The organism is Bradyrhizobium sp. SZCCHNRI20481 (assembly GCF_032485055.1).
In the GTDB taxonomy this organism is placed as follows: Bacteria; Pseudomonadota; Alphaproteobacteria; order Rhizobiales; family Xanthobacteraceae; genus Bradyrhizobium.
The window spans coordinates 179,819-202,189 of sequence record NZ_JAUEUE010000003.1; the positions used below are offsets into that span (position 1 = coordinate 179,819).

Here is a 22,371-nt window from a genome sequence, read left to right on the forward strand (position 1 = left end):
GTCATGGCCGTGAAGGCAGCCGACATCCAGTTTCGCAATTTCGACAACGCGCAATCCGCGATGCGCGTCCTCGACCTGCCGCGCAACAATCCCTGCGCCCAATGTGGCGAGCCGATCGCGCTGCCGGCCTGGGTCGAGAAGGATGGGCGGCGCACCGCCTATCTCTGGCACTGCCGTCTCTGCGACTATCGCTACGAGACCATCGCGTTCTATGCCGAGGCCGTCGATGAGGACGGCGCGATGGCCGCGTAGCTGATTCAGAATGCGCCGCTCTCTCGGAAATATCGAAGCTCGGAGTTTTCGTCGATCGACCGACCAGTCGTCCCGAATGAGATGGCCCTGACGCAGTCGGCGGGCAGGGCAATCTCCTATGGGCTGAGCCGTCGTGGCCCCCTGGTTCGAGACGCTCACCACGAGGGCTTGGATTTATGAGGGCTTGGATCTTGCCAAGCAGCCCTCGTCCCGAGGAGCCCGCCGCAGGCGGGCGTATCGGGCGGCCAGCCTCTTCCAGATGCGATTGACCTGCGGGAGGTGAGCATCGAACCGCGTTGCGGGATCCGTGCTCGACGCGCGCAGCTCAACGAAGACCGCCGGCTCGCAGTCCTCTGCTGTGAGGGGCGGCTCTTCCGGTTGCACGGGCTTCCAGTCGAACGCTCTCCTCAAACGCGATTCCAGCTTTCGGCTCGCCGGCCCGGCGCGCTCCCGAGTGTCACAAAGCGACGTTGTCGCGCTGCACCGAGGCGGCTTGTCGCGCAAAATGACGAAATCGTAGTTCCCACGGAACGCTGGGGGGCGGCTGCAGTTCTCTCGTCACCATACACATTGAGAGGAGACACCACATGGTGATGAAAACTGTTGCGGCCGGCCTCGCCGGTTCCCTGTTGCTCGCGACGGCGGCTTTCGCTGCGGAGAGCACGACCTCGACCACGACGACCACGACCCATGCCAGCACCACGGCGGCATCGTATCAGGGCGACTGGCGCAGCTCGAAGCTCGTTGGCGTGAAGGTCTACAACAACAACAACGAGAATGTCGGCTCGATCGACGACCTGCTGGTCGACAAGAGCGGCGCGGTCAAGGGCGTCGTGATTGGCGTCGGCGGCTTCCTCGGAATGGGCGAGCACCTCGTCGCCGTCTCGTTCGATCAGATCAAGTTCTCGGATCAGCCGGTTCAGGCAAGCACTGCGTCGAATGCCCCGGCCTCCGGCACCACGTCCTCGACCACGCCGCCGGCCACGACCACGACTGGTGCGGCCACCGGCACTTCGTCCTCGTCGATGAGCTCCACGAAGAACCGCTGGTATCCCGATCACGCGATGATCAACGCGACCAAGGACCAGCTGAAGTCGATGCCCGAGTTCAAGTACTCCCAGTAACGGCATCGCCGACGAAAATAGCTGCTCGTCTCGATCGCGGCGCGCCCGGCTTGTCCGGGCGCGTTCGCGCGTCATGCTGCGGGGCGCAAGGTGGTCTGGCCGAGCGGCAGCTCGATGCGGGCGATCAGCCCGTGCGGCCTGCGATCGTGCAGCGACAGTTCGCCGCCATGAGCCTGGACGATCGCCTTTGCGATCGACAGGCCAAGCCCGAAGCCGGTGGCCTCGTCCATGTTGCGGGCATCGTCGCCGCGCACGAACGGCTCCAGCATGTCGGGCTTGCGCGCATCGGCGATCCCGGGTCCGTCGTCCTCCACATCGATCGTCAGGCGCTTCCCCGACGCAGTTAACCTGATGACCGTTTCCTTGCCGTACTTCACGGCGTTCTCGACCAGATTGGTGACCGAGCGCATCAGGTCGTCGGGCCGCACCGTCGCCATTGCGTGCGCCGGGCCGATATAGGTGACGCTGTGGCCGACGTCGGCGAACTGGTCGGCGACGAGCTGCAGGATGCTCGCGATATCGACCAGCGTCATCGGCTCGAGCTTGCGGCCGTTGCGCAGGAACGACAGCACCGAGCCCAGCATCGCATGCATCTGATCGAGATCGGCCAGCATGCGGCTGCGCTGCAGCTCGTCCTCGACGAACTCACAGCGCAGCCTCATGCGGGTCAGCGGTGTCCGCAGATCGTGGCTGATGGCCGCCAGCATCTTGGTGCGGTCGTTCATCAGCGCCGTGATGCGTTGGCGCATCCGGTTGAGAGCGCGCGCCAACGATCGGATCTCCTCCGGTCCGCGCTCGGGCAATTCCGGCGCATCGCCGTCGAGGCTGAAATTCTCGGCGGCCTTCGCGAAGCCCGACAGCGGCGATGTCAGTGCGCGCGCGGCCCACAGGCCGAGCAGCGTCATGCTGATCAGCGCGAACATGATCGTCGTCAGCCAGGGCGCACCCCAGAACGGCGGCCGGTGCGGCCGGTCGACCATTCGGGCCGAGACCATGTTGCCATCGGGTAGAGCGAAGATGACGGTGCGCGTCTGGGAGCCGGGCGGCGGCATGAAGATGCGATAGCCTGGGCCAAGGCCGCGAAAGCCGCCTGGACCGTGAGGCCGTCCGTCAGCCATCTCCGGAGGGGCTGGGCGGCGCTCGTCGCCACCGGTCCCGGCGCCGACGTCGGGGCCGGCCGGCTCGTGCAGGCGGCCGGGATCACCCGGCAGAGGTCCCGCGTGAGGCTTGAGCTCGAACTCAGGATAGGCACGAGCGATGTCGGAGATCAGCCGAGGTCGTTCGGCAGCAGGGGCGCGGCCAAGAATGCGGATGGCCGTCGCGAGCTGAAACGGCCCGACCTCGTTTTCGGGGTCGGGCTGCTCGGCACGATAGATCAGGAACGTCGCCGTGATGATGGCATGGAGCGCCACGATCGAAATGGCCACCAGCGCCGTGATCTGGCCGCGGATTCCCTTGAGGTTGAGAAAGCCGAACGACATCATGACATCGCCATTCGATCCGATGGTCAATGGCTTTGCGGGCCGGTCACCACCTCGACGACGGGCGTGAACATGTAGCCGCCGGAGCGCACGGTCTTGATCATGGTGGCCTCCTGCGGGTCTGGCTCGATCTTGCGGCGGATGCGGCTGACCAGCACGTCGATCGAGCGCTCGAACGAGCCGGCGCTGCGGCCCTGCGTCAGGTCGAGCAGGCTGTCGCGTGACAGCACGCGGCCCGGCCGCTCGCAGAAGGTGCGGAGCAGATCGAACTCGGCGCTGGTCATCGCCACGCGCGCGCCCTCGGGATTGCGCAGCTCGCGCAGCCGGAAGTCGATCGTCCAGCCGAGGAAGCTCAGCGCGGTCGCGCCTTCGGTTGCGCTCGCCGTCATCGCGGCCGCCTGCCGGCGCAGCACCGCGTTGATGCGGGCGAGCAGCTCGCGCGGATTGAACGGCTTCGGCAGATAGTCGTCGGCGCCCATCTCCAGTCCGAGGATGCGATCGACGTCCTCGCCGCGCGCGGTGAGCATGATGATCGGCACTTGCGACTCCGCGCGCAGCTTGCGGCACAAGGTCAGGCCGTCCTCGCCGGGCAGCATCACGTCGAGGATCAGGAGATCGACACGGTGGTCGCCCATGATGCGGGTCATCTCGCGGCCGTCGGTCGCGGTGGTCACGTTGCAGGCATTGTTGCGCAGATATTTTGCGATCAGCGTCCGCGTCTCGCGGTCGTCCTCGACGACAAGAATGTGTGGTTGTGTCTGGGCCATACCGACAAGTGACCTAGAATCGCGGCGTTTTGCGAAGAATTTTGTTACGGAATGTTTCCTGCGACGGGCGCGCGGAAAGGGCCCGACGACATCTCTCTGCGCCGTGTTGCGGCTTTCGTGAGAGCGCGTCAAGCCCGCGCAGTGGCGGGAGCGCTACGGTCCCGTCTCGCGTCCGCGCCGCGCATGACGGCCCGGCTATGCGCTTGCGGATGATAATACCAGATCGGTCGTGAATCGGAATGATGACGAAGCCGTCGATGCCCCGCGTCCGTCTATTTGTCGATCGCCAGACTAATGGCGCCATCCATTTGGCTTCCCATGTCCTGCTCCTGAAGTGGCCTCGGCCGTCGAGGATCACGAATTGCCGCCGGCTTCGGCAAGGCGTCGTCGTCCAGGCGTAGCAACGGGCCGCTACAGTCCTGGCAATGTATTGACTCGAACCGACATCGTGCCCTCCGCCGAGGCGATCACGCGCAGCACGGTGGCGTCGAAGGCGATGTCGGTCAAAGCGAGATTGTTGATGTCGGTATCGACGCGGATGCCGTTCTCGTTCTTCTGCAGCTCGGCGACCGCCGTGGCGATCTTGTCGCGGACGTTGTCGGCGAAAGGCTTGAGATCGACCACCGAACGTTCCAGCAGCGCGCGTTGCAGATGCGGCACCACGGCGCGAGCGGCGGCGCCGAGCAGGCCGAATGCCGCGTCGGATTCGACGGCGAGCTGCAGGTCGGACAGCCGCAGAATCTGCTGCGCCTGATCCACCATGGGGCGTCCCCAGATGTGCACGGTCGCATCGGCGCCGAAGCCGAAGAGGCTCTCCTTCTCCTTGCCCTTGACCTGCAGCGAGATCAGCAGCCGGTCGCCCGAGGGCACGACGGTCGCATGCTTGACGGTGACCGCGACCGGGCCGGAGCCGTCCTCGGGGAATGTCCGCCCCGCAAGTTGCGAATCGACGAGCTTGCTGAGCTCGGTGAAGGGGACGTCGATCGGAACCGCGACATTGATAGTTCCGGCGGTGGGCGGAATGATCGTAATCTTATCGGGGAACGGACACTCCGGCTTGGTCTCGGCCGCCGTGACCCGGGTCTCCGCTTCGATTCCCATGGTGACGCTGACTGCGTTGGTATCGATCGCGGGCTGCGCGGCCAACGCGCGCGTCGGCTTGATCTCGAGCCAGACGGCGGGCAGTCCGGGCGCGGTGCCCTGCAGCGGCACCGAGCGACAGGCGCGGGCCCATTGCGCCTGCGCCACGCGTCGGATGGTCGGGTCCTTGCGCAGCCTGTCGCTGAGCGCGCTGAGTTGCTCATTGACGGTCTTGTCGATGATCGGCTTCATCTGCGCCGGCACGTTGACGCGGGCACCCGCCACGGTCAGCGCGGTGTCGCCGAGATTGACCTGGGCGGCGAAATTCGGCTCGACATACCATGAGGCGGCGAGCCGCGGCCGCATCGCGATCAGGACGTTGCCCTTGATGTCGGCGGTGGCGTTCAGATTCTTGATGTTGATGCCGCCGATCTGCTTGGCGGCATCCGAGCCGAGCAGGCCGCCGATGGCATCGCCGAGCGCGCCGGTCGCCTTGGCGGACAGCGATCCGGTGACGTTCAGCCGGCCCGAGAGCGGCGTCGCCAGGGACAATGTGTCCTGGGTGCCGGTGGCGGCGATGACGCCGCGGGTGACGGTCCAGCCGATGTCGGCGTTCTGCAGGATCTGGTTGACGGGGTTGTCGGCCTTTCCGGAGAAGTTGCGCGGCGCGGCCTTTTCGGCGGCGTCACGAATCGCGCCGAGCGAGATCGACACAGGCGTCATGATGATCGAGTTGCGCGTGGCCGGCGGCAGCGGCGGCAGTTGGGTCAGTTGCGGCGCCGGCGTGCTGCCCGAGAACAGAAACACCTCCGCGATGATGATGCCGATCAGCACGACGGCGGCAAGGCCGGCGGCGCCGATCAGGATCATCCGCAGCCGGGGCGGCGAGCGCCGCCGTGGCTGCTGCGGTCTCGGAGCGAGCGGATGAGGTCTGCTTTGCCAATCCGGTCGCGGCGTCGGAAGATTCATGTCGGATCCACGGACTCCAGTTGCCACGGGCCGGCTCGTGCCGGAAGCGGCGAGATCGCGGTTAATGCAAGATTGCCGAGCTTACAGGGCCGGACGGAGGCGCGCCAGGGCAGCCGATGAAGCAGGCCACCATCAATCGGCCGTGATGGTGAATGGCGAAAGGTGCGCAAAGAAATGACCGCCGCGGCTTTCGGGCCTCGGCGGTCCAGTCAGGGAGGATCCGGGAGAAGGAACGAGCAGTGCGGCCCGCGCAGGTCAGCGGGTCATGCGGCCGAGATCGGCGCGGCGCTCCATCGGCAGCACGATCACCTTGGCGCCGACGCCGACGCGGGAATAGAGGTCGATCACGTCCTGATTGGTCAGGCGGATGCAGCCCGACGACACATGCGTGCCGATCGTCTCGGGCGCGTTGGTGCCGTGAATGCGGTAGACGGTGCCGCCGAGATACATCGCGCGGGCGCCGAGCGGATTGCCGGGACCGCCGGCCATCTGACGCGGCAGATAGGGCTGACGCGCGATCATCTCCGGCGGCGGCGTCCAGTCCGGCCATTCGGCCTTCCTGGTCACCGACTGCACGCCCGACCAGGTGAATCCGTCACGGCCGACGCCGATGCCGTAGCGCATCGCCTGGCCGTTGCCGAGAACGTAGTACAAATACTTGTTTGGTGTGTCGATGATGATCGTGCCGGGCGCTTCGCGGGCCGCGTAGCTCACGACCTGGCGGCGCAGGCGCGGCGGCAACTCATAGGCGGTCGCCTCGTCCTCGCGCGGCGTGATCAGTTGCGGCGTCGTTGCCGGCGGCTCGTAGGTCGCCACTGGCGGCTGCAGCAGGAAAGGGAAGGGGAGCGGGGCCGGGGGCGCGGCCAGCGTCGGCGTTGTGGCAACGATCGTGCCGACGATCAGCGCACCGAACAGGATGCGGGATGGCGAACGGACTGTGCCTGGCGTGAACATGGACGTCCCCTTGTTTGATCGCTTGGTGCGCGCCGCCATTGTCTCGGCCGGCGTCGTCAAAATCGGCTGCCTGTCATCATTCTTTGTGGCGCTTCGACCCACGCCTGATGCTGCAACTCATAGGGGAGAAAAGTTTCGTTGCGTTTGCGCGCTGCACGCAAAACGGTTTCGTCGGCTTAACCGTTTGTTTCATGACGGTTTCACGACAGTGCCTGTGCGACGCCGCCACGGATCGCGGGGAAAATAGCGGCGGGCGGGCAAAAAGACCCTTCGACAGTTCGATGACGTCACACGCCTGAAATAACAATGTCGGAATTTGCGGCCGTTCAGAATCGCTGCAACTTTCCGGATCGCCTTATGCGGATCTTAATCGCAACCGACGCCTGGCACCCGCAGGTCAATGGCGTGGTGCGCACGCTCACCTCGCTGGCGCGCGCGGCCGCCGGCCTCGGCGCCGACATCACCTTCCTTACGCCGGAAGGCTTTCCATCGTTCGGCGTGCCGACCTATCCGGGCCTTCGGCTCGCCGTGACCAACGGCCGCGAGATCGCTCGGCGCATCGAGGCCGCCGCGCCGGATGCGATTCATATCGCCACCGAAGGCACGATCGGCTGGGCGGTGCGCCGCTACTGTCTGCGCCACGGCCTGCCGTTCACGACGTCCTACACGACGCGCTTTCCGGAATATGTCTCGGTGCGCACCGGCATTCCCGATGCCGTCGGCTACTGGGTGATGCGCCGCTTCCATGATGCGGCTGCGATGACCATGGTGGCGACCAATTCGCTGAAGCAGGATCTCGCTTCGCGCGGCTTCAAGAAGCTGGGCTTCTGGACGCGGGGTGTCGATACGAGACTGTTCAATCCGGATGAGCCTGTCACGCTCGATCTGCCGCGTCCGGTGTTCATGACGGTCGGCCGCGTTGCGGTCGAGAAGAACCTCGAGGCGTTCCTGTCGCTCGATCTGCCCGGCTCGAAGGTCGTGATCGGCAACGGCCCGCAGAAGGCGGAGCTGGAGCGCCGGTTTCCGACGGCGCATTTCCTCGGCGAGAAGACCGGCAAGGATCTGACCGCGCACATGGCCGCCGCCGACGTGTTCGTGTTTCCGAGCCTGACCGATACGTTCGGCGTGGTGCAACTGGAGTCGCTGGCCTGCGGCACGCCGGTCGCGGCCTTCCCCGTGACCGGTCCGCTCGACGTCATCGCCGATCATCCGATCGGGGCGATCGACTGGGATCTGCGCGCAGCATGTTTGAAGGCGCTGACGATGTCGCGGGAGACCTGCCGCGCATTTGCGCTCGATCGCTCCTGGGAGAACAGCGCGCGCCAGTTCATCGGCAATCTCGCCGTGCTGCAGCCGTCCCGCGTCGTGCGTCCGACCCCGGTGCTGGCCGGTCAGAGCGCCGTGCGCGGCTGACGGCAGATGTTGCGTCACTCCATCAATTCCAAACCAAGTGAGATGTAACGATGGCAGAAACCATGAAGCTCGACGGCGCGCGGGAGCTCGACTTCGATCGCGAGCAGGTCGAGCAGGCCTACGACCGCTGGGCACCGATCTACGACCTCGTGTTCGGCGGCGTGTTCGAGAAGGGTCGCAAGGCTGCGATCAGCGCCACCAACAAGCTCGGCGGCCGCGTGCTCGAGGTCGGCGTCGGCACCGGCATCTCGCTGCCGCTCTATGCGCCCCATGTGCGCGTGTTCGGCACCGACATCTCCGAGGCGATGCTCGGCAAGGCGATGCGCCGCGTCGCCGACCAGCGGCTCAAGAACGTCGAGGGCCTCGCGGTGATGGACGCCGAGCAGCTCGACTTCCCCGACGACTCCTTCGACGTCGTGATGGCGCAATATGTCGTCACCGCCGTACCGAACCCGGAGGTCGCGCTCGACGAATTCGCGCGCGTGCTGCGCCCGGGCGGCGAGCTGATCATCCTGACCCGCGTCAGCGCCGACGACGGCCTGCGCCGCGTCATCGAGCAGGCGTTGCAGCCGGTGGTCCGCCGTCTCGGCTTCCGCACCGCCGAGTTCGGCTGGTCGCGCTATCTCCGCTGGCTCGCCGGCGCCGAGCGCATGGAGCTGGTCGAACGCCGCCTGATCCCGCCGCTCGGCCATTTCTCGCTGGTCCGTTTCCGCAAGCTGGAGCGTGCCGCCGCGGCCTGAGCCGCGGCAGCCCTCTGCCGCCGTTGCGGCGTTCTCCGTAGTCCCCAACGTCTCGCTGCGTCCGATCGTGTGACATCTTGATGATGTCACACGATCTACACCGAATCCCTGTACACGACCTGCAACTCATTCTTCGGAGCAACCATGATCAAGCATTTCCTGGAGCAGCTGCGGATCCAGCGCTGGGACGACCACCGCTATTATCATCACAGCCGCATCAACCAGAGCCTCCACTTCGTCAGCGCGCTCAGCTTCATGATCGCCTATGTCATGATGGTGTTCGATCCGCTGGTCTCGGCGCTGATCGGCTGGCTGGTGTCGATGACCTCGCGCCAGGCGGGCCACTTCTTCTTCGAGCCGAAGGGCTACGACCACGTCAACCAGGCGACCCACGAGCACAAGGAAGAGATCAAGGTCGGCTACAATCTGCAGCGCAAGGTCGTGCTGATGTCGATCTGGGCCGCGGCTCCCGTGGTGCTCTATCTGCAGCCGACCCTGTTCGGCCTGCTGTCGCCCTGGACCTCGGCGATGGATTTCGTGCGCGAGACCGCCAAGCTGTGGCTCGTGATCGGGATCGGCGGGCTGCTGTTCCGCACCGTGCACCTGTTCTTCATCCGTGACGTCGAGACCGGTCTCGTCTGGATGACCAAGATCATCACCGACCCGTTCAACGATTTCATGCAGTATCGCTCGGCCCCGCTGGCGCTGCTGCGCGGCGAGCTGATCGACCCCGGCCTGCACCTGATGGGCGAGAGCCTCGAGGAGCAGCACGCCTGAGCCGGACGCTGCGTTTGAGTTGCGCGATGCCCGGGCCGGTCCCGGGCATCGGTGTTTGTGGGAAGGCCAAAGTGAGATCGATCGCGCCCGAAGCCGAAGCGGCGGTGCCACCCTCCCCTGGAGGGGGAGGGTCGATGCGCGCGCAGCGGGCGTCGTGGTGGGGTGATCTCTCCACGAGCACTGAACTGCGTCGAGAGATCACCCCACCCCGCCTCACGCGCCGCTGCGCGCCCCGTGAGGCGACCCTCCCCCTCCAGGGGAGGGTGGCAGCGACCTCAGCGCCCGACCGCGGCGCCGAGCATCTCTTTCAGGATCTGGCGCTTGATCGTCTTGTTGGTGAGGGTGCCGTCGTTCCACCACCAGCCGTCCTGCTTCATCTTCTCGGCTGCCGTGACGAAGCGCCTGGTCACCTCGGCAAAATCGGCGTCGGTGTAGTTCAGGCTGAAGATCAAGCGGCCGGTACCGATCCAGCTCAGCGCCAGGCCCTCGGCACGCAGGTAGTATTGCAGCATCCAATTGTAGCGCGACGGCACGGTGTACTCGACCAGCCAGATCGAATGCATATTGGAGACGCGCACCGGCAGCTCGTGCTCGGCCAGTGCGGCGTTGAGTTGCGCTGCGCGGCCGTTCCAGGTCTCGTCGAGGCCATCGTAGATGGCACGGAAGTTCGGGCTGTCGAGCCGGCTCAGGAACTCGTCCATCGCCGCCATCACGTAAGGATGCGAGTTGAAGGTGCCGCGGGCGAAGCAGATGTCGGCTGGGCGGTCGTCGCGGAAGCGGCGCATCAGCTCGCGCTTGCCGCAGACCACGCCGATCGGCAGGCCGCCGCCGAGGCTCTTGCCGTAGGTCACCATGTCGGCTGCGACGCCGAAATACTCCTGGGCGCCGCCCGGCGCGAGCCGGAAGCCGAGGAACACCTCGTCGAACAGCAGCACGATGCCGCGCTCCGTGCAGACCTCGCGCAGCTGCTTCAGCCAGGCGGTGTAGGCCGCGCGGTCGTAGCGGCCCTTCCGCGAGGAGTCGACCAGCGCGGAATCGCCAGGCGCATTGCCGTTCGGGTGCAGCGCCTGCAGCGGGTTGACCAGCACGCAGGCGATGTCGCGCCGCGTGCGCAGGACGTGCAGGGTGCGCTCGGACATCTCGGCCAAGGTGTAGGTCTCGTGCGGCGCGATCGGATTGCCGACGCCGGGCTGCACGTCGCCCCACCAGCCGTGGTAGGCGCCGGCGAAGCGCACCAGATGGCTGCGGCCGGTGTGGTAGCGGGCGAGCCGCACCGCCTGCATCACGGCCTCGGTGCCGGACATGTGGAACGAGACCTCGTCCATGCCGGACAGCTCGGTCAGGCGCTTCACGTTGTCGGCGACGACCGGATGATAGAGCCCGAGCACCGGGCCGAGCGCGCTCGCGCGCCGCTCGGCGGCCGCGATGCACTCCTTGTAGAAGTCGTAGCCGAAGATGTTGACGCCGTAGGAGCCGGTGAGATCGTAGAACCGGTTGCCGTCGAGATCGGTCAGGGTCACGCCGGAGGAGGCCTGCATGAACGAGCCGGCGCCGAGCTGCTCCTTGACCAGCCGGCTGTACTGGAACGGCACGCGGTAGGACTGCGTGAACTGCAGATCGGAGATGCGGCTCGCGGCTTCCGCCGTCAGCGCGCGGCTCTTGGCGAACTTCTCCTGGAACAGCGTGCCGAGCCGGAAGAAGCTATCCTGCCGCCGGGTCGCGACATCCGGCGGAGCGCCGTCGGAGCGGAAGAAGTCGTCGATGTCGAACTCATAGCGCGGGATCAGCTTCGAGATCCGGCGCGACATCTTGGAATGGCCGGCCAGCGAGCGGTGCTTGGCGCGCGACAATTCGATGCGGGCCTTGACCTTCGGGGCGACGGCGGCCGTCACGGCAGCGCCAACGGCGAGCGATACATAAGGAATCGAGTTTTCCATCATGTCCACCAGCGCTAACCCCTCCTGCTGACAGATTCATGACAGTCAAAAGCCTGATCGCCTCCGTTACCCAACAGGAAGATCTCAACTTCCTGCTCACCAACCGCGTGCCGCGCGCCGCGCTGACCCGCTTCATGGGCTGGTTCTCCAAAATCGAGAACCCGCTCGTCCGGGACGCGTCGATCGCGCTGTGGAAGCTGTTCTCCGACCTCGATCTCTCCGAGGCCAAGGAAAGCCGCTTCAAGAGCCTGCACGCCTGCTTCACGCGCGAGCTGAAGCCCGGCCTGCGGCCGTTCGATCCCGATTCCACGATCGTCACCAGCCCGTCGGACGGCATCATCGGTGCCCACGGCCTGATCCGCGACGGCGAGCTCTACCAGATCAAGGGTGCGCCTTATTCCTTGCGCGATCTGGTTGCCGATCCCGCCGTGGTCGAGACCCATCGCAACGGCTGCTTCGTCACCTTGCGTCTCACCTCGAGCATGTATCACCGCTTCCACGCGCCGGCCAACATGACGATCGAGCATGTCAGCCTGATCCATGGCGACGTCTGGAACGTCAATCCGATCGCGCTGAAGCGGGTCGAGCGGCTGTTCTGCAAGAACGAGCGCGCGGTGATCCGTACGCATCTCGCTTCCGGCGAGCCGCTCACGATCGTGCCGGTCGCAGCGATTCTGGTCGCGAGCATCCGCCTGCACGCGCTCGACCGCGTATTGAACGCGCAGACCGAGCGGCCGCTCGCCTACACCTGTAACAACAATGTGCGCAAGGGCGACGAGCTCGGCTGGTTCGAGCATGGCTCGACGATCATTCTGCTCGCGCCCGGCGACTTCATGTTCTGCCCCAATGTGACGGAAGGCGCCCGCATCCGCGCCGGACAGCCACTGTGGCGCAGGCGCGTCGCCGCCGGATGAATGTCAGGTCCACGCTTGCGGAATCTCGATTTCGTCGTTGCGCAGTCCTATATCGGAGCGTTCAACTGACGAATCAGACCGCGGGAGTTGCGGTCGTTGCGGCTCGGGAGAGGCGATGGCGAGAGCGCCGATCATGGCGGCAGGTGGCATCGTGCTGCGGCGGGAACAGCCGCCGCGCATCGCGGTCGTGCGCCTGCGCAAGCGCGACGAATGGGTGCTGCCCAAGGGCAAGCTCGACGACGGCGAGACGCCGCGCGACGCCGCCAAGCGCGAGGTGCTGGAGGAGACCGGCCACAAGGTGACCGTGCACGAATTCCTTGGCACGTTGGTCGTCGACACCGGCACGCGCTCCAAGGTCGTGCATTACTGGCGCATGGAAGCGGCCGATGAGCCGTCGCAGCCGCTGATGGACGACGTCCGCGCCGTCGACTGGCTGCTGCTCGATGCCGCGGTCGCGCGGCTGTCACGCGATCATGAAAGGACGTTCCTGGAGATGGTCGGGCCCTACGCGCTGGCCGGACTGATCCGCAAGACCAGGGCGAAGCCGGCGCCGGAGGTGGCCAGAACGGTGGAAAAGACCCCGGCGGCAGCTGAAAAGATCGTGGCGGAGAAGGCCGCCGTCGCCGAAAAGTCTGCCGTGGCGAAGAAGCGCCGCAGCCGCGTCAGCGAGCCGCCTGCGCCGCCTGCAGAGATCGCCGTCGTCACCGCAGCCGAGCACGACGCGCCCGCGCCGGAGATCGCACCAACGCCGGCAGTGGCGGCCACAGCAGCGGCGCCGGAGGCTCGGCCGGACCGGTCGGAGACGGAGGCACTGTCCGAGGTCGGCGCGACGATCGCGCCGCAGCCCGCCGAGGCGGAGCGCGTGCCCGAGGATGTCGAGCGGGTGGAAGCTGTCGTGGCCGCGATCAAATCGCTCGTTCCGGACCATCCGGCGACGCGTGGCGGCGCAGCCGGCGCCGTGCCGACACGAGAGACGGGCAGCTCCGAGCCGCAGCCTTCCGATGCGGATCGCGAAGCTGCCGATGATCCGGTCGGCAACGGGACATCGGCGGGAGAGCCGCGCCTCACCTTGGCCCAGAAGATGCGCGCCTGGCTTGGCCGTGCCGCGTGAGGTGTTCGGCCGACCGGCGTGCCGCCGATGATGCTTCACGATCTGGCCGCGCTGGCGGCCGCTTTCAGCATCGCCGTCAGCAACATCATCGCGCCGTCGGCCGTCCGCCAACTCGGTCCCGTCAGGTTCAATGCGATCCGCCTTGCGGCGGCGCTCTTGAGCATGCTGGCCTTGGTGACGCTGCGAGGCCACTGGGCCGCGCCGTCCGGTGATCAGCTGCTGATGCTGGCAGCATCGAGCCTGCTCGGCGTCGTCGTCGCGGATTCCTGTTTCTATGCGGCGCTGGCCCGGCTGGGGCCGCGCCTGACCGCCGTCGTCTACGCCAGCTGGGCCGCATTCGCGGCCGTGCTCGGCTATCTCCTGCTCGGTGAGACGCTGTCCACGATCAAGATGACGGGCGTGGGGTGTATCGTGAGCGGCGTGTGGGTCGCGATCGTCTTTCGACAGCCTGTCGCGGTCGCTCAGGAAGCGCACGGCTCGGTCGGAGCAGGTTTGTTGTTCGGTCTGGCGGCCGCGCTGTTCGCGGCGGCCGCTGTCCTGATGGCGCGTCCTGTGATGGCCGCGGGTCTGGATCCGGCATTGGCCACGTCAATTCGCGCTGCGATCGGATTGGCTGCTTTGGTCGCCTTGTCCGTCATGCCGCGTTTCCGCAGCTCGTTCGCAGTGGATCGATCGGTCGTCATGCGGTCCGCGCTGAGCGGTGTGCTCGGGATGGGCGTCGGCATGACACTCGTCTTGTTTGCGCTGACCAGCCGGCCCGTCGGGATCGTCTCCAGCCTGTCGTCGACGACCCCTGTCATGATCCTGCCGCTGCTGTGGTGGAGCACCGGGCTCAGGCCCGCGCCGGCCGCCTGGCTGGGCGCCGTCCTGGCGGTGTCGGGCGTCGTCGCCATCACCAGCGGATTTTGAGTCCGCCGGCGCAGGTGGCGGACCGCGGACGCGCTTGCCGCACTCTCTCCTTGGTTGGTGGCGTTGCGTAACATCTCTCCATGCTTCCGCCCCACGCTGTCCGGATTTTCCTAGGAGAAACATGGCGCCGCTCGTGAGGGGCGCGCAGATTGGTCGGCGTGAGGCGGTCCGGGCATGGTCGAAATCGACGTCGCGGCTTTCGTGAGATCATGTACCCCGGCCACCATCCGCCTGGCGATGCTGTGCGCGGCCCTCGGCCTGTCGGGCTGCGCCACGGCGCCGATGACGCAGAGCGGCGCGCTCGCATCCTATCAGTCGCTGGCGGAATCGAACGGCGTGCTCGCCAAGTCGCTGCTCAACGTCGACAAGGACAATGTGCTCGCGGCGCAGACCGTGCGTATCATGCCGACAACCTTCTCGGGCCAGGCCGGCGCGGTGCTGACGGACCAGCAGCGGCAGCTCGTCGCCAACGCCGTCGACCGCGCGCTGTGTCTCAACCTGAGCGAACGCTTCACGGTCGTGGCGCCCAATCAGAGGGCCGATTTGACGACGCGCACCTTCATCACCCAGGCGACGCCGACCGATCCGGTTGCCGCCGGGGCCTCCAAGGTCGTGTCGGCCGTGCCGGGCGCGCTCGGCGTTCCCGTTCCGGTGCCGCGGCTGCCGATCGGGCTCGGCAGTCTCACGATCGAGGCTGAGGCGCTCGACCGCAAGGGCCGGCAGCAGGCCGCAATGGTATGGGCGCGCGGCGCCAATTCGTTCACCAACTCGCCGGTGCTGTCGCAGGCCGGCGATGCCTACGATTTGGCAGGTTCGTTCAGCGCCGATTTCGGCCAGATGCTGGTGACCGGCGAGACCCCGTTCGGCAAGGTGCCGAAGCTGCCGTCGATCGAACGGATCGGCGCGGCGCTCGGCGGCAAGCCGAAGAATGCGGCATGTGAGGCGTTCGGCAGGGATCCTGGAGTCATCGGCATGGTCGCCAACCGTCTGGGCGCACCGCCGGAATGGGTCGACAAGGGTGCTGTGCAAAGGGACGCGCAGGCGAGCACACAGATGGCGAAGCAGTAGCGGCCATCTGCATCCGCATGCCATGGGAATGCGAGACGCGGCCGCGTAGGAAAGCATAGGCGCGGTGCGGTGCTGGCACACCTCGGATCGGCGCGGCCGGCGCGCGCTACTCCGCCGCCTCGCTCTTGCCCTCGATCAGCAGCACGTCGAGGCTCTCGATCTCCTGCATCGCCCGGCCGGCGATGCCCTGCAGGTCGCCATACAGTCCCGCCGTCGAATCCAGCACGCCGCGCAGTTGCTCCTCGCGCTTGGCCCACAGCCGCATCATCGTCTTGCGTTCGCGGTCGAGGTCCGACTGCATCTCGGTGAAGCGCTCGACGATGGCGTCGATGCGGTGGCGGAAACGGGGCCCGGTGAGGTAGGCGTAGACCATCTCCATCTTGGTCTGCTGGCCCTCCTGCGCGAGCTTGCTGCAGGCGACGTCGATCAGCGACTGCCGCAGTGCCAGCGACAGTGGCAGCGCGAAGCGCGGCTCGGCGACCCAGACGCCGTCGATCAGGTCGAAGCCGTCGACCCCCTTGGGCAGCGCGCTCGAGACGATCAGCGCGATGTCGGCCTTGGCGGCGCGCAGGTCGTCGCGCAGCTTCACCAGCCAGCCATCGCTCCAGTTCTTGGTGCGCTTGGACTCCCACAGGATCGCACCGCAGACCTGCCCGCTGGGGGCCACGACCCGATGGATCACGTCGCCGCCGAACTCGCCCTTCGGCACCGGCTCGACAAGGTCGCGGGGGAAGCGCGCACGCAATTGCGATTCCAGCTCGATCTCGAGCGCCTCGCCCTGCAGTTGCTGCGAGCCTTGCTCGGCCTTGCGGCGGAGTTCCTCGATCTGGCGCTGCATGCCGGCGATCTGGGTTTCCTTCTCGGCGACCTTGGCCTTCAGCGACTCCTCGGCCTCCAGCCGCGCCTTGTCGCGCACGGCAACAAGGCTCTCCTGCACCTTGGTCTCGATGGTGAGATCGAGCTCGCGGCGGGCCTCGTCGAGTTCGCGCTGCTTGCGCATCATCTCGGCCTGCGCCTTCTGGGCGTCGGCGAGCTTGGCGTCCTTGCTGAGGATGGTCTCGTGCAACTCGGCGAGCTGGCGGTCGCGGTTGCCCATTTCGTCCGCAACGGCCTGGCGGGCCTTCGCCGCCTCGGCCTGCGCGATCGCGGCGCGCTCGGCCTTCAGCTTGGCGGCGACCTGCTGATCGATCGCGGCCTTGGCCTGGGCGATCTGCTCCTGCGCCGCTTTGAGCTGCGCCTCGCGGCGGCCGAAATCGGCTTCCTTCGCCTGGAGCTGCTTCTCGAACTGCCGGCGCGTCTCCGCGATCAAGGGCGCTGCGAGCTGCTCGGTCAGCCTGATCTCGGTACGGCAGGAGGGGCAGACGATCTGAGGATCGGTCATGATTCGCATCCTTCCATGAAGACCGAATCTAACCGGCCGCCGCGTGGCGTTTAACCCACGCGGACGGCTTATCCCATGCAATTATCTGCGATTCCCCGCCCTTCGTCGTCTTACGCGCCGTGCGGCGTGGCCTCCGGAGCCGCGGTGTTATCCGGCGACTTGATGCGGAACCAGGCGACGTACAGCGCCGGCAGGAACAGCAAGGTCAGCACTGTGCCGACGATGATGCCGCCCATCATCGCATAGGCCATCGGGCCCCAGAACACCTCGCGCGCGATCGGGATCAGCGCCAGCGAGGCTGCGGCCGCCGTCAGCATGATCGGCCGCATGCGGTGCTCGGTCGCCTCCATCACGGCCTCCCACGGCGGCCGTCCTTCTTCGCGCAGATGCTCGATCTGCACGATCAGGATCACCGAGTTTCTGATCAGGATGCCGATCAGCGCGAGCACGCCGAGGATGGCGACGAAGCCGAGCGGCGCGCCGCTCGGCAGCAGCGCCGCGACGACGCCGATCAGGGCCAGCGGCGCCACCGCGAACACCAGGAACAGACGCTGGAAGCTCTGCAGCTGCAGCATCAGGATGGTGGCCATCGTGAACAGCATGATCGGGACGACCGCGATGATCGGCGCCTGGCTCTTGGCGCTCTCCTCGACGCTGCCGCCGGTGACGACCTTGTAGCCGGCCGGAAGCTTGGCGTCGAAGGCCGCGATCGCCGGCTTGAGCTGATCGACGACTGTGTTGGGCTGCACCTGATCGATCACGCTGGCCTTCAGGGTCAGCGTCGGCTGCCGCGAGCGGCGCCAGATCTCCGGCTGCTCGATCTGGTAGCGCAGGGTCGCCAGCGCCGCGAGCGGGATCGACTGGCCGTTCGATCCGGACAGCTGCAGATCGCGCAGCGTCTCCAGCGACTGTCGTTCCTTGGCCTGGGCGCGGCCGCGAACGTCGATCAGATAGATGTCGTCGCGCACCTGGGTGATCGAGGTGCCGTCGAGCACGCCGTTCAGCGCGTTGGCGATGTCCTCCGAGGTGACGCCGAGCTGGCGCGCCTTGTCCTGCAGCACGTCGACTTTCACGACGCGCGCCGGCTCCATCCAGTCGAAGATGACGGCCCCGAGATGGCTGTTGCCGCGCAGGACGCCGGCCAATTCCTGCGCGATCTCGCGCACCTTGGCCACATCGGGCCCGCTGACGCGATACTGCACCGGGCGGCCGACCGGCGGGCCGATGTCGAGCAGATGCACATAGGCGTCGGTGCCGGGGAACGTCTTGGTCAGATAGGCCTGCAGCTTGGCGCGGGCACGGTCGCGCGCCTCGAGGCTCTTGGTGACGATGATGATCTGGCCGAACGACACGTCGGCCGGCTGCACGTCGAACGACAGCACGAAGCGCTGCGCGCCGGAGCCGACATAGGTCGACCAATGGTCGATGTCGGGATCGCCCTTCAGCGCCTCCTGCTCGAACTGCGCCATCTGCGCATTGGTCTCGGCGATCGAGGAGTTCTGCGGCAGGTTGAAGTCGATGACGAGCTCATTGCGGTCGGAGGAGGGGAAGAACTGCTGCTGCACGAAGCGCATGCCGAACACGGAGAGGCCGAAGATCAGCACCGTGGCGATGATCGTGGTCCAGCGGTGCCGCATGCAGGCATTGAGCATGGCGCGGAAGATCCGCGTCAGCCGGCCGCCTTCGGCATGATGACTCGGCAAGGTCGCGGGCAGAATGGAGACGCCGAGCAGCGGCGTGAACAGCACGGCGACGATCCACGACACGACCAGCGACACCGCGATCACGACGAACAGCGTGAAGGTGAACTCGCCGGCGGCGCTGTTGTTGAGGCCGATCGGAATGAAGCCGGCGACCGTGACCAGCGTTCCCGTCAGCATCGGGAACGCGGTCGAGGTGTAGACATAGGTCGCTGCCTTGCGCAGGCTGTCGCCCACTTCGAGCCTCGCCACCATCATCTCGACCGCGATCATGGCGTCGTCGACCAGGAGGCCGAGCGCAATGATCAGCGCGCCCAGCGAGATGCGCTGCAGGGATATGCCCGTGTAGTTCATGAACAGGAAGGTGATCGCGAGCACCAGCGGGATCGAGATCGCGACGACGAGGCCCGCGCGCACGCCGAGGCTGACGAAGCTGATCGCCAGCACGATGATGACGGCTTCGTACAGTGCCTTGGTGAAGCCGCCGACGGCTTCCTCGACGATCTTGGGCTGGTCCGAGACGAGATGCACGCCGACGCCGACCGGCAGGTCGGCCACGACCTTCGCCATCTCCTCCTTCAGCGCCTCGCCGAAGTCGAGCAGGTTGGCGCCCGCCTTCATGCCGATGGCAAGCCCGATCGCCGGCTGGCCGTTGAAGCGGAACAGCGACGTCGGCGGGTCCTCATAGCCGCGGGTGATGGTGGCGACGTCGGTGAGCGGAAAGAAGCGGTCGTTGATGCGCAGGTTGATCGCCTTGAGGCTCTCCTCGGAGGTGAACTGGCCGGAGACGCGCACGGCGACGCGCTCGGGGCCGGCCTGCAGCACGCCGGACGGCGACACCGCGTTCTGCGCCTGCAGCGCGGTCAGGATGGTGCGCTGGTCGATGCCGAGCGCGGCCACCTTGCGCGGCGAGAATTCGAGATAGATCACCTCGTTCTGCGCGCCGACGATGTCGACGCGGCCGACATTGGGCACGGTCAGCACCTTGGCGCGGACCTCTTCGACGCGGTCACGGAGCTGGCGCTGGCTCAGCCCGTCGCTGGTGAAGGCGTAGATGTTGCCGAACACGTCGCCGAAGCGGTCGTTGAATCCCGGCCCGATCACACCCGACGGAAAGTCGCCCTTGATGTCGTTGATCAGGTTGCGCACCTGCAGCCAGGTCGGAACGACATCGCGCGCCTTGGTCGTGTCGCGCAGGTTGACGAACACGGTGGTTTGGCCGGGCACGGTCAGGCTCTTGGTATAGTCGAGCGCCGGCAGCTCCTCGAGCTTCTTCTCGATGCGGTCGGTGACCTGGCGTGTCATCTCCTCGGCGGAGGCGCCGGGCCACTTGGCCTGGATCAGCATCGTCTTGATGGTGAATGACGGATCCTCCTCACGGCCGAGATGCAGGTAGGAGTAGAGACCCGCGGCCATGAACGCGATCATGAAATACCAGACGAGCGAGCGGTGCTCGAGCGCCCAGTCGGAGAGGTTGAAGGACTTCACGGCTGAGATTCCTGATCGATGCGGACGGACTGGCCATCCTTGAGACTGTGCACGCCGGCGGTGACGACGCGCTGCCCGGCGTCGAGGCCGCCGGTGACGCGGACGCTGCCGTCCTCGTTCCTGGCGATCGTGATTTCCTGTCGCTTGACCGTCTTGCTGGCCGCATCGACCAGCCAGACGAAGCTCTTGTCGTTCTGCTCCAGCACGGCCGAGCGCGGCAGCCGGATGACGGTCTTCTGCTCGGTGTCCAGCGTGGCGGTCACGGTGGTGCCGAGGCGCATGATCTCCGGCGGGCTGTCGAGCGTGATGCGGATGCGGCGCGTGCGCGTCGTGGCATCGGCGCGCGGCGCGATCTCGCGGACCTTGCCTGCCGCGCTGACGCCGGGATCGACCTGGAGCCGCACGGTGAACGGCGTGCCGGCCTGCAGGCCGCCGGCGATGTCGTCGCCGACATCGATGACGGCTTCGCGGACGTCGGGCCGCGCGATGGTGACGACGCTCACGCCCGGCGAGACGACCTGTCCGACTTCCGCGCCGACCGCGGTGACGATGCCGGCGAAATCAGCCTTGAGCTGCGCGTAGCCGAGCTGCTCGCGCGCCTTGGCGAGGTTGGACTGCGCCTTGACGACGGAGGCCTGGGCGGCTGCACGCGACTGCTCCGCGCTCTCCAAGGTCGCCTTGGTGGTCGCGTCGGTTTCCAGCAGGGTGCGCTGCCGGCCTTCGGTGCCGGTCGCATTGGTCAGTTGCGCCTGGCTGCGCGAGACCTCGGCGGCCGAGGCACGCACGGCGAGCTCGAGCGCGGCGGGATCGATCGCCGCGACGACCTGGTCCTGCTTGACCATGTCGCCGACATAGACGGGCCGTGCGATCAGCCGTCCGAGCACGCGGAAACTGAGATCGGCCTTGTAGCGCGGCTCGATCGTGCCGGTGACGGCCGAGCCGTTGGCCGCCTGCGGCTCGATCTTCATCGACAGCACCGGCCGGACCGGCTCGGGGGCGGCGGCCTGTTCGTTGCAGCCGGCGAGCAGAGCGAGCGCGCCGAGCGGAAGAACACAACGCATCGGCGTCATCACGACCGCTTCTCCTCGTTGAATGTGATCTGTTGTCCGACGCTGAGCAGCTTGCCGCCATCGGTCACGACGCGATCGCCGGGCTTCAATCCGGCCGAGACGACGATCGCGCCGGTCTCGTAGTCCTCGATCGTGATCGGCTTCAGCGACACGGACTTGTCGGCGGCATTGACCAGCCAGACCGCCGGCGTCTTGCCTGCGGCCGTCAGCGCGCTCCATGGCAGCACGATGCGCTGCTCCGGCTTGATGAAGCCGGTGGCGCTGACGGCGCTGCCGAGGGTCATCTCAGGTGGCGGAGTCTCGATCGCGATCTTGACGCGGACCGTGCCGGACTTCGGATCGATGGTCGGCGAGACCTCGCGCACCGTGCCCTTGGCGGTGACCGAGGGATCCGACAGCAGCGAAAGCGCCACCTTGCTGTCATCGAACTTGAGCGACAGCGCAGCCTCGTAGACGTCGATCACGGCGTCGCGGGCGCCGTCATGGGCCAGCGTGAACACCGACTGCGCGGCTTGGGCAACCTGGCCGACCTCGATGTTGCGCGCGGTGATGGTGCCGTCGGCATCGGCGCGCAGCTCGGTATAGGTCAGGGCGTCCTTGGCCGTGCCCAGCTGCGCCTTGGCGGACTCCAGCGAACCCTCCGCCGTGCGCAGCGTCTCCTGGGCCTGGTCGAAGGTCGCCCGTGTCGTGAAGCCGCTCGACAACAAGGTCTGCTGCCGGTTGAAGTTGGAGGTCGCGACCTTGACCTGCGACTCCGCAGCCGTCACGGCGGCCTCCGCGGAATCGAGATCGGCCTGCTGCTCGGCCGGGTCGATCTTGGCCAGCAACTGGCCGGCCTTAACGTGTGCGCCGACCTCGACCAGCCGCTCGGTGACGCGGCCACTGACCCGGAACGACAGGTCCGCGAGCACGCGCGCCTGGACGTCGCCGGTCAGCGTGATCGATTGCCGCCGCTCCGACAGCTTGACCACCTCGGTCCGCACCAGCCGGGATGGCGGCGCCGTTGCGGCCGTCTTCTGCTCGCAGCCGGCCAGCAGCAGGCCAATGGCAGCACAGCCGGCCACGGCCAGCAGGCGTGAGCCCGACGTCCGAAGGAAGGGGAATCCTGCGAATGGAGACATGGTCGTATCTTCGGCTCGGTTGGGTGGTGACGGTCGTCCCTGTCCCGCCGCGCATGCACGCCGGATCAGAAGCGCCTGTTGGTCGTAAGCAGCCCGCAGAATTCGCTCAGCCGCC

The 22,371-nt window shown here is 66.8% G+C and carries 18 protein-coding genes; 9 read left to right on the forward strand and 9 right to left on the reverse strand.

Annotated elements, in window-relative coordinates; all coding sequences use genetic code 11:
- Positions 1-3: 3 nt before the first annotated feature.
- Together QX132_RS05525 and QX132_RS05530 are read left to right on the forward strand one after the other, a co-directional pair.
- Positions 4-252 (forward strand): hypothetical protein, encoded by a 249-nt coding sequence (locus QX132_RS05525; protein WP_315772004.1) that lies wholly within the window; start codon positions 4-6, stop codon positions 250-252.
- A gap of 587 nt (positions 253-839) precedes the next feature.
- A complete protein-coding gene (locus tag QX132_RS05530; RefSeq protein WP_315811696.1) occupies positions 840-1,376 on the forward strand; it encodes a PRC-barrel domain-containing protein in 537 nt (178 codons plus the stop codon).
- A gap of 71 nt (positions 1,377-1,447) precedes the next feature.
- Here the strand turns inward: QX132_RS05530 and QX132_RS05535 are convergent, their stop codons facing one another.
- The 4 genes from QX132_RS05535 to QX132_RS05550 all read right to left on the reverse strand — a co-directional run bounded on the left by QX132_RS05535 (position 1,448) and on the right by QX132_RS05550 (position 6,627).
- Positions 1,448-2,860 (reverse strand): ATP-binding protein, encoded by a 1,413-nt coding sequence (locus tag QX132_RS05535; RefSeq protein ID WP_316160510.1) that lies wholly within the window; start codon positions 2,858-2,860, stop codon positions 1,448-1,450.
- Between the two features lie 23 nt (positions 2,861-2,883).
- Entirely contained in the window at positions 2,884-3,624 is a 741-nt protein-coding gene (locus QX132_RS05540) for a response regulator (RefSeq protein WP_315717811.1), read from the reverse strand.
- A gap of 411 nt (positions 3,625-4,035) precedes the next feature.
- The gene (locus QX132_RS05545) at positions 4,036-5,673 is read right to left on the reverse strand and encodes a DUF4403 family protein (protein WP_316160329.1); all 1,638 of its coding nucleotides are present in this window, start codon (positions 5,671-5,673) and stop codon (positions 4,036-4,038) included.
- A gap of 255 nt (positions 5,674-5,928) precedes the next feature.
- Positions 5,929-6,627, reverse strand: a complete 699-nt coding sequence (locus QX132_RS05550) for a L,D-transpeptidase (protein WP_316160330.1) — start codon at positions 6,625-6,627, stop codon at positions 5,929-5,931.
- Between the two features lie 357 nt (positions 6,628-6,984).
- On the opposite strand from QX132_RS05550, the gene QX132_RS05555 reads away from it, so the two are divergent.
- The 3 genes from QX132_RS05555 to QX132_RS05565 all read left to right on the forward strand — a co-directional run bounded on the left by QX132_RS05555 (position 6,985) and on the right by QX132_RS05565 (position 9,557).
- Entirely contained in the window at positions 6,985-8,040 is a 1,056-nt protein-coding gene (locus QX132_RS05555; RefSeq protein ID WP_315796711.1) for a glycosyltransferase family 1 protein, read from the forward strand.
- Between the two features lie 50 nt (positions 8,041-8,090).
- A complete protein-coding gene (locus QX132_RS05560; RefSeq protein WP_315738560.1) occupies positions 8,091-8,780 on the forward strand; it encodes a class I SAM-dependent methyltransferase in 690 nt (229 codons plus the stop codon).
- Positions 8,781-8,924: 144 nt separating this feature from the next.
- Positions 8,925-9,557 carry a hypothetical protein gene (locus QX132_RS05565; protein ID WP_316160331.1) on the forward strand — a complete coding sequence of 211 codons (633 nt, stop codon included), beginning with the start codon at positions 8,925-8,927 and terminating at the stop codon, positions 9,555-9,557.
- A 275-nt stretch (positions 9,558-9,832) separates the two neighbouring features.
- On the opposite strand, the gene QX132_RS05570 is transcribed toward QX132_RS05565, so the two are convergent.
- Positions 9,833-11,497: an aminotransferase class III-fold pyridoxal phosphate-dependent enzyme gene (locus QX132_RS05570; protein ID WP_410052848.1), complete on the reverse strand. Its 1,665-nt coding sequence runs from the start codon at positions 11,495-11,497 to the stop codon at positions 9,833-9,835.
- A gap of 35 nt (positions 11,498-11,532) precedes the next feature.
- Between QX132_RS05570 and asd the strand changes: the two genes are divergently transcribed.
- From asd to QX132_RS05590, 4 genes are all read left to right on the forward strand, one after another.
- Positions 11,533-12,408, forward strand: coding sequence for an archaetidylserine decarboxylase (gene asd / locus QX132_RS05575; protein WP_316160332.1), 876 nt, complete (start codon positions 11,533-11,535; stop codon positions 12,406-12,408).
- A 115-nt stretch (positions 12,409-12,523) separates the two neighbouring features.
- The gene (locus QX132_RS05580; RefSeq protein ID WP_316160333.1) at positions 12,524-13,519 is read left to right on the forward strand and encodes an NUDIX hydrolase; all 996 of its coding nucleotides are present in this window, start codon (positions 12,524-12,526) and stop codon (positions 13,517-13,519) included.
- A gap of 30 nt (positions 13,520-13,549) precedes the next feature.
- Complete coding sequence (locus QX132_RS05585; protein WP_315755497.1) at positions 13,550-14,428, forward strand: DMT family transporter; 879 nt, start codon at positions 13,550-13,552, stop codon at positions 14,426-14,428.
- A 174-nt stretch (positions 14,429-14,602) separates the two neighbouring features.
- The gene (locus tag QX132_RS05590) at positions 14,603-15,496 is read left to right on the forward strand and encodes a DUF3313 domain-containing protein (protein WP_315738555.1); all 894 of its coding nucleotides are present in this window, start codon (positions 14,603-14,605) and stop codon (positions 15,494-15,496) included.
- 106 nt (positions 15,497-15,602) lie between these two features.
- On the opposite strand, the gene QX132_RS05595 is transcribed toward QX132_RS05590, so the two are convergent.
- The 4 genes from QX132_RS05595 to QX132_RS05610 all read right to left on the reverse strand — a co-directional run bounded on the left by QX132_RS05595 (position 15,603) and on the right by QX132_RS05610 (position 22,256).
- Positions 15,603-16,877, reverse strand: a complete 1,275-nt coding sequence (locus QX132_RS05595; RefSeq protein ID WP_316160334.1) for a DUF2130 domain-containing protein — start codon at positions 16,875-16,877, stop codon at positions 15,603-15,605.
- Between the two features lie 110 nt (positions 16,878-16,987).
- Positions 16,988-20,065: an efflux RND transporter permease subunit gene (locus QX132_RS05600; protein ID WP_316160336.1), complete on the reverse strand. Its 3,078-nt coding sequence runs from the start codon at positions 20,063-20,065 to the stop codon at positions 16,988-16,990.
- Complete coding sequence (locus QX132_RS05605) at positions 20,062-21,138, reverse strand: efflux RND transporter periplasmic adaptor subunit (RefSeq protein WP_316160337.1); 1,077 nt, start codon at positions 21,136-21,138, stop codon at positions 20,062-20,064. The genes QX132_RS05600 and QX132_RS05605 overlap by 4 nt, the downstream gene beginning before the upstream one ends.
- The gene (locus QX132_RS05610; protein WP_315772008.1) at positions 21,135-22,256 is read right to left on the reverse strand and encodes an efflux RND transporter periplasmic adaptor subunit; all 1,122 of its coding nucleotides are present in this window, start codon (positions 22,254-22,256) and stop codon (positions 21,135-21,137) included. Before QX132_RS05610 ends, QX132_RS05605 begins: the two co-directional genes overlap by 4 nt.
- Positions 22,257-22,371: the final 115 nt, after the last annotated feature.